The organism is Thiohalocapsa sp. (assembly GCF_019695415.1).
Classification (GTDB): Bacteria; Pseudomonadota; Gammaproteobacteria; order Chromatiales; family Chromatiaceae; genus Thiohalocapsa.
In genome coordinates this window covers 2,924-10,451 of the sequence record NZ_JAIFKJ010000438.1, presented here as the reverse complement: position 1 = coordinate 10,451, position 7,528 = coordinate 2,924, and the positions used below count along the sequence as shown (strand labels likewise).

Below are 7,528 nucleotides of genomic sequence, written 5' to 3'. Positions count from 1 at the left end.
CCCGTGCCCAGCAGCGGCCCAATGCCGGCGCGCCCCCCCTCCCCCGGCCCCCAGTTCCCCTCGCCGCCCAGCTGCCTGGCTAGCAGCGGCCGCGCGCGGTCCCAAGCCGGCAGCGCGCCGCCTGCCCGCAGCTGCCCGAGGACGCCGTCCAGCGGCAGCCAGGCCGTCCAGGCGATGCTGGCCTGCCAGGCGGACGGCGCATAGTCGGAGACGGCGTCGATCTCGGTCCACAGCAGGTTGCGCACGCCAACCTCGATATCGGCCGCGGTGCTCGCCGCCGAGAAGCCCTTGACCCATGCCCGCAACGGCCCGACACGGGCGTCTTCGAGCCAGGCACCGAGGGCGCGCACGCCGCTGATCCGCCGCCAGTCCGCCTCCGCCGGGAGCCGGCCGTAACGCGCCTGCACCCGTGCCTGGACGTATGCAAACGCGCGGCGGGTGGCACTCACGGCTGCCCTCCGGTGAGCTCCGCGGCGAGCGCTGTGACCAAGTCCTCGACGGTGTCGGCATCAGGCTCCACTGCTGCGCCAGCCCGCTCCGCGTCGGCGTCGAGCCCCTCCAGCGCACGCGCAATACCCTGATCGGCGATATGGTTCGACGCGCGGATGCGCCGTTCGGCCCGTCCGGAGATCTCGCGCACCTGTTGCTCGGCTGCCGTCACGCGCTGATCCGCTTGCGCCCGGCAGTCGGCCAGCGCCTCGCGGGCCTTGGCCTCCGCCCGCAGCACGCGGTTGAAGGCGGCATCCACGGTGCCGCCGTCTGCAGCGGCGTGGCGGTTATTCATGGCTGCTGTGCACCTTCTGCACTGCCTACCTCAAGCCGCGTCTGCGGCTCTGCCGGCGAGCGCCGCGGCTCAGATCGAGTTGCGTGAGGATGGCCGCACCCGAGCTTCCGTCACCGTACACCGGCCTTGCTCATGAGCTCACGGACATAGTCCACCGGAATCGCATAGCTGATGCCGCTCGGGTCCTTGATCGCGGACTCGCGTGTGCGCTTGACATACACACTATTGATGACGCCGATGACGCGGCCCGTGTCAACGTCGTAGAGCGGGCTGCCACTGTTGCCTGGATAGGCGGTGGCATCCAGCTGCAGGATCTTGAACGGCGCGGACAGCCGCTTGATCATCTCCGGAGTCAGCTCCCGACCGGAGCCCACCGGCGCTGCGATGGGCGCCAGCGCGGCGACCACGGCCCGGTGCGTCGCCGAGTAAAGCCCCAGCGCCCCGACCAGCGGATAACCGGTAAAGGCGGCCCATTGTCCTTCGCGGACGTCCGCACTGCGCCCAAGGGTGACCGCCGGCAAAGCGCCGCCCTCGAAACGCAGCAGGGCCAGATCGTGCTCGCGATCGGCGGCCACTAGCTTCGCCTTGCGCATCTCGGTGCGGTTGTTCGATCCCGGACGATAAACAGCGACGGTCTCGCGACGGCCTTCGTCGAGATTACCCGGGACCACGTGGGCATTCGTGACGACGTGGTTTGGCCCTACCACGAAGCCCGTCCCCCGCGGCTGCTTTTGCGTCGCGCGCACGGCCATGTAGGTGCCGACCGCAACGACACTGCGCTTCATCTTGGCAGCCGTCTCCGGCAGATCCGCGACGGCCGCCCCGGACACCAGAAGCAGGACCGCAGCGCAGACTGGAATGAGGGAGACATGGCGGCGTTTCGATGGGGTGAGGGTCGGCATCGATGCTCCTAGTGGACACAGCGCGTCGCGCGATCAAAGCGACGCGTCACTGATGGAATATTAGTACATGCTCATGGGAGCATCCGGACTCAGGGCACAGCGCCGCAAGGCCAGACTCAACATGCTGCGCCCGCCGCCTGCGCCGGCGCATGACCAGCATCAAGCGCGCGGCCCACAGCAGCCGTACTTGCCGGAACAGATGCAGGTGCTGTCCGCGGGCAGACAGCCGCCCGAGCAAGGGCTCCGCCACCAACGCGCCGTTCATAAGCCCATAAGCGACTACTGATGTATCGCAAGCCTTAGGTTTCCAGCGCTGGCCAGAGGGCGCGTGCATTCGCTACTCTTCGCGTCACCGCACCGCGGCCGCTGTCTGCAAACTTCGGGGAACCGTCGATGGATGAAACGCTGAAACGCCTGCTCGACGCCGAGATGCGCGCGGAAAAGATCGCGCAGGAGGCGGAGCAGGAGCGCGAGCGCATCATCCAGGCCGCCATCGCGGATGCCCGCACCGAGGATCAGCGGTTCACCGCACGGGTGCCGGACCTCCACCGGAGCTTCATCGCCAAGGCAGAGGAGCGTGCCGAGCAGACCATCGCCGAGCTCAAGCGCCGTTACGACGAGCGCCACGTGCTGCTGCGCAACATGGCCGAGGAGCGTGAACAGGAAGCACTGGATACCGCCTTCGAACTGCTCATCGATCCGAGCCGCTGAATGCGCGCGTCCCCGTCAGCGCACACGCCTGCGCCTCCAGGTCCCGAGACCTTGGCTTTGTCCCCAGTGACCGGTTCGTCCGGGCCTGTACCGGCGGTCAGCCGCGGCACTGCTGGCGTCCGGCTGCACCCATCCGCCGCAGCGACCGCCGCGCTATGAGTGCCACTGCCCAGGCCTACCTCAATACCCGCATCACGGCCATGTCCGTGCAGCTGCTGGATGCGCAGACGCTGACCGCGCTGAGCCGGCTCACGCTGCCGGCGCTGGCGGAGCGTTTTGCACTGGAGCCGGTGCTGGACGAGCAGTTATCGGCCCGCGCCAAAGCGCGGGCGGTGGAACAGACCCTGATTCATACCCTACTAGCTGACCTGGCGGTGCTGGCGCGGCCCATGACGGCCACCGGCCGGGGGCTGCTGCTCTCTTGGGCCCGCAAGTATGCGCTGTTCAATCTCAAGACGCTGATCCGCGGCAAGCTCTACGAGCTGGACCAGGCGGAGATCCGCGCGAACCTCTACGATCTGCCCGAGCGGGTGCGTTTGCCACATCAGGAGCTGTATCGCGCCGAGAACGTGCTGGAGCTGTTGCGTGTCTTGGAGCGCGGGCCGCTGCGGCTCATCGCCCGCCAGGCGCGGGAATCCTACGAGCAGCGCCGCGACCCATTCGTGCTGGAGGCGGCGGTAGACCAGCGCTACTACGCTGAGCTGGCGCGGCAGGCCATGCAGTTCCAAGGAGCGGAGGCTGACGCCGTGCGCCAGCTCGTGGGCGCGGTGCTGGACCGCATGAACCTGCTTTGGCTGCTGCGCTTTCGGTTCTCCTTCGGCTTCTCGCCCAGCGAGGCCTTCTATCAATTGGTGCCGTCCAAGCGGCTGCTGCATCGTGACCGCCTGCTCAAGCTCGCCAACATCGACAGCTTCGAACAGGTGCTCGAGGCCTTGCCGGCGCCGCTCGATGCACTGCTCGCCGAGAGCAAAAGCCTCATTGACGTTCAGCGCTGCGCCGGCGCCATGCTGCTGGACGAGTGCCGGCGTACGCTCACCAGCGGCCGCTCCGGCATCGCCCGGGCGCTGGCCTACCTGATCCTGCGCGAGCACGACATGCACAAGCTCTACGCCCTGATCCAGGGTCGCCTCTTGGGCCTGCCGCAGGACGTGGTGGACATCGCGCTGGACCTGGCAGAGCCGAACTGTCCCATCGGCATGCCGGCAGCCGCATGACTGGAAACGGCACCCGACGACACTCCACTCCTACCTGAAAATCCACGAACTACCAGCCAGCAGCCGCAGCGAGCCCGCACCATGATGTCCGCCACCGCCCATGCCCACACCCCGGCATCGCCACCGCCGGAGGACTGAGCCGTGCTGCGACCCCTGCCCATGAAGCACGTACGGCTGCTGGTGATGACCGACGATCTGCCGCAGGCGTCGCTCACCCTCGCCGAGACCGAAAGCTTCCACCCAGACGAGCGCCCACCGGAAGTGCAGGCACTCGCCGGCGCGCCGGGACGCGATTATCGCGAGCGCTACCGGCAGGCGGCGACGCGGCTGGACAAGATCGCCAAGCTGGTGGACGTGCCAGCGGCGCCGACCATCGACCAAGTCCATGTGGTCCACCCGGACGAGCTCGCCGCCGTCAGCATCCTGCTTCGCGAGCGCTGGGACGAGGCCTCGCGCTTCGAGGAGGCCTTCCGCCGCCTGGACGAGGAGGAGCGCTTCGTCCGCGACCAAGAAGCCGCGCTGGACAACTTCGCGAACCTCAAGATCGACCTCGGCAAGCTGCGCAGCAAGACGCGCTTTCTGGACTTTTATGTCGGCATCGTGCCGCGGGAGAACGTGAGCCGGCTCCAAGGTGCCGTGCAACTGGCCGACCACATCCTCTTCAACTACCTCGAGCGTGGCGACAGCGCGCATGTGATCATCGTCGGTCCGCGCGGCGAGCGCGATGCACAGCTCGACTCCGTGCTGGCCTCCGCCGGCTTCCAGGCACTGCCCATTCCGAGCGACTTCACCGACATGGACCCGGCGGCCAAGCGCGAGGAGCTGGCCTCCCGCCGCGCCGAGCTGGCAGGCCAGCGCGACGCGCTGCGCACTGAGCTCGCGCAATGGGAGCAGCAACACCGCGAGACCCTGGTCGATGCCCGCCGAACCCTTCTGTTGGCGGAGCCGTTCGTGACACTCGACCCCTCAATCCACAGTGCGGGCCACCTGGCCATGCTCGCCGGCTGGGTGCCCCTGCGGGCGCTGCCGAGCCTGGCAGAGCGGCTAGAAGTGAGCCTGGCCATGCCGTTTGATCTCAGCTTCCGCGACCCGCGCCCGGACGAGCGCCCGCTGGTGCCGACGGTGCCGGTGAAGAACCGCTGGCTCGCGCCCTTCGCGATGCTGGTGAAACAGTACGGCATCCCGCAGTACGGCGAGGTGGACCCCACCCCGCTCTTCGCCGCCACCTTCCTGCTCATGTTCGGGTCCATGTTCGGCGACGTGGGTCAGGGCGCGGTCATCGCCGCTGCGGGCTGGTACTTCCGCGACAAGCTCGGGCGCTTTTGGCTCTTCGGCATCATGGCTGGCGTGTCGTCTATGTTCTTTGGCTTTCTCTATGGCAGCATCTTCGGCTACGAGGAGCTGCTGCCGGCGCTCTGGACCAGCCCCATCCATGAGCCGATCCTGATGCTCAAGATCGCGCTGGGCTACGGCGTCGTGTTCATCATGGTGGCCTGCCTGCTTGCCATCTATAACCGCTGGGTGGTGGGCAACATTGTCGGTGCTTGGCTCGGCCATCACGGCATCGTCAACCTGGTGTTCTACCTATCGCTGGTGTGGGGCGGGCTGAGCCTCGCCGGCAGCGGCGAATTCGGCGGCCTACCCACCCTGTTGGTGCTGGGGAGCCTCGGCGCACTCGCCGTCTACGGGTGGCGACACCTTGATGCGCCCGCCGGCGAGAAGGTGCTGGTGGTTTTCATCGAGACGCTTGAGACCATCATCGGCTATGTCTCGAATACGCTCTCCTTCCTGCGTGTCGCGGCCTTCAGCCTGAACCATGCGGCGCTGTCGCTGGCGGTGCTGACACTCGCCGACATGATGGGCATGACCGGCCACGTGCTGACGGTCATCCTTGGCAACTTGTTCGTGCTGGTGCTGGAGGGCGGTATCGTCGCCATCCAGGTGATGCGCTTGGAGTATTACGAGGGCTTCTCCCGGTACTTCTCCGGCGAGGGGCACGCATTTGCACCGCTCAGGCTGCGCCGCGCCGCCTCCGGTGCAGACTGAGCGCAGCGGACCTGCGAGTCGAGTCCGGCATTTCCGAGCACTGCCATGGGCCTTTCCAACGCACGCCTGATCCTGAAGAATCCAGACAGCCCAAACGTGGCCGCATCGATCGTCAAGTAACCCGGATCAACCACACCGAGCGCGCGACGCTGCCGTAGGACCTGCGCCTGCCTGCGGCACTGGCGCCGAGAGACACGTCTTCCAGCAACGCACATTCGTCAGTCGAGGAACCCACGCATGTATTGGCTCGCCGCCCTGATGTCCTTCGCCATTGTCGGTGTCATCGCCACCGGCATCTATTTGGAGATGCGCCCCGCCGCCACGCTGCAGCTGCCGCGCTGGAGCAAGCCGGCCATGGGCGGCCAGCTGCTGCTGTTCTTCGGCGCCCAGCTCGGCCTGCTGCTGCTCGGCATCAACGAGGCCCTCGCGGAGGAGGCCGTCGAGGTGATGGAGGTCGAAATGACCACCGGCATGGGCCTCGCCATCCTCGGCGCCGGCATCCCGACAGCGTTGTCCACCATCGGCGCCGGCATCGCCGTGGGGCCCATCGGCGCCGCGTCGCTCGCCGCGATTACCGAGAAGCCGGAGACGCTCGGCCGCACGCTCATCTATCTCGGCCTCGCCGAGGGTATCGCCATCTATGGCCTCGTCATCTCCATTCTGCTGCTGAACCGCATCTGAGCCGCCATGGCCAACGCCCCGCAACAGGCAGCCCCGCAGGCGACCCCGGAAGCGCCGCCCACGCGCATGCTTTTCCTCGGCGCCGACAGCCTCGCCGACGGGTTCCGGCTGATCGGCTTCGAGGCGCATGCAAACCCGAGTGCCGCGGACGTGGACGAGGTGTTCCGAGAATTGCGCCGCTCCAGGGACAAGGCCTTCGTGGTGGTGGACGAAGCCGTGATGCGCTCAGGTGCGGCCAACCTGGCCCGAGTCCGACGCGAGGGGGGACGCATCGTCGTGGTGTCCGTGCCGCCGCTTGCCGGGCCGGTGGAGCTGGAGAGCGAGGTCGCCGACCGGCTCCAGGCCATGTTCGGATTGGGAAAAATCAGTCACTAGTAACGAGGGGCGAAGGGCGAGGGATCAGGCCCTCGGTACTCGCTCCTCGCAACTCGTTACGCCTCCACAGCCCTCAGCCCTCAGCCCTTTATCCATGGTCACCCAAGCACACGAGCTCGAAGAGGCCATCCTTGCCCGCGCCGAACGCCTGGCCAACGAGTACCGCGAGCGCGCCAACCGCGCCCGCGACCAGATCCTGCGCGACGCCGCGGACAAGCTTCGGCTGCGCGAGCAGCGCGAAGAGGCCATCGCCAAGTCCCTGGGCGAGCGCACCTATCGGCAGCAGGTGCAAGCTGAGGAATTGAAGCTGCAAAGCCACTTGGATCGCGTGCGCTGGAACCTGGTGCGCGATGTCGAGCACCGACTCGCGGAGCGCATGCAGCAGCACGCCGAAGACATCAAGGCCTACCTCCGAACCCTGACCGGCTTCATCGCCACCGCCGCCGAGACCATCGAGCAGGACGACCTCGCGGTGAGCGCCAACGCCCGCGATCTGAAGCTGCTCAGCGAGCATTGGGACAGCGTCACCGCAGCCCTGCCAAAGGGCACGCAGGCGACCCTCAAAGAGCAGCCCATCGACACCCTCGCCGGCGTGCTCGTCACCAGCAAAGACGGCCGCATCCGCGTGGACAACACCTTCGAAGGCCGCACGGCCCGGCTGCGCATGCAGATCCAGCGGGCGATCCTGGAGCGGCTGCTGCCGAGCGGGTTCGATACGGGGGCGTTGTTTGGCGGATGAAGAGGAAAAGGGTGAAGTTTGAAGTGTGAAGTTTGAAGGCCGGGTGCTGAGCCGCGCTGCTTGGCCCTTGGCCCTT

9 protein-coding genes are annotated in these 7,528 nt (G+C 67.3%); 6 read left to right on the top strand and 3 right to left on the bottom strand.

Annotation, left to right across the window (positions count from 1 at the left end):
- From I6U14_RS12390 to I6U14_RS12380, 3 genes are all read right to left on the bottom strand, one after another.
- Positions 1–449: hypothetical protein (locus tag I6U14_RS12390; protein WP_296899741.1), on the bottom strand; the 449-nt coding region annotated here is incomplete at its 3' end.
- A complete protein-coding gene (locus I6U14_RS12385) occupies positions 446–784 on the bottom strand; it encodes a hypothetical protein (RefSeq protein WP_296899739.1) in 339 nt (112 codons plus the stop codon). The genes I6U14_RS12385 and I6U14_RS12390, both read right to left, overlap by 4 nt.
- Before the next feature lie 110 nt (positions 785–894).
- Positions 895–1,686 (bottom strand): serine protease, encoded by a 792-nt coding sequence (locus tag I6U14_RS12380; protein WP_296899737.1) that lies wholly within the window; start codon positions 1,684–1,686, stop codon positions 895–897.
- A 393-nt stretch (positions 1,687–2,079) separates the two neighbouring features.
- Here I6U14_RS12380 and I6U14_RS12375 point away from each other — a divergent pair, with 393 nt between their 5' ends.
- The 6 genes from I6U14_RS12375 to I6U14_RS12350 all read left to right on the top strand — a co-directional run bounded on the left by I6U14_RS12375 (position 2,080) and on the right by I6U14_RS12350 (position 7,452).
- Positions 2,080–2,397: an ATPase gene (locus tag I6U14_RS12375; RefSeq protein ID WP_296899734.1), complete on the top strand. Its 318-nt coding sequence runs from the start codon at positions 2,080–2,082 to the stop codon at positions 2,395–2,397.
- 155 nt (positions 2,398–2,552) lie between these two features.
- Complete coding sequence (locus I6U14_RS12370) at positions 2,553–3,611, top strand: V-type ATPase subunit (RefSeq protein ID WP_296899732.1); 1,059 nt, start codon at positions 2,553–2,555, stop codon at positions 3,609–3,611.
- A gap of 159 nt (positions 3,612–3,770) precedes the next feature.
- Positions 3,771–5,657: a V-type ATPase 116kDa subunit family protein gene (locus I6U14_RS12365; protein ID WP_296899744.1), complete on the top strand. Its 1,887-nt coding sequence runs from the start codon at positions 3,771–3,773 to the stop codon at positions 5,655–5,657.
- A 237-nt stretch (positions 5,658–5,894) separates the two neighbouring features.
- Positions 5,895–6,338 carry an ATP synthase subunit C gene (locus I6U14_RS12360; RefSeq protein ID WP_296899730.1) on the top strand — a complete coding sequence of 148 codons (444 nt, stop codon included), beginning with the start codon at positions 5,895–5,897 and terminating at the stop codon, positions 6,336–6,338.
- Between the two features lie 6 nt (positions 6,339–6,344).
- Complete coding sequence (locus I6U14_RS12355) at positions 6,345–6,713, top strand: V-type ATP synthase subunit F (RefSeq protein ID WP_296899727.1); 369 nt, start codon at positions 6,345–6,347, stop codon at positions 6,711–6,713.
- Between the two features lie 94 nt (positions 6,714–6,807).
- Entirely contained in the window at positions 6,808–7,452 is a 645-nt protein-coding gene (locus tag I6U14_RS12350) for a V-type ATP synthase subunit E (RefSeq protein WP_296899725.1), read from the top strand.
- Positions 7,453–7,528 lie beyond the last annotated feature (76 nt).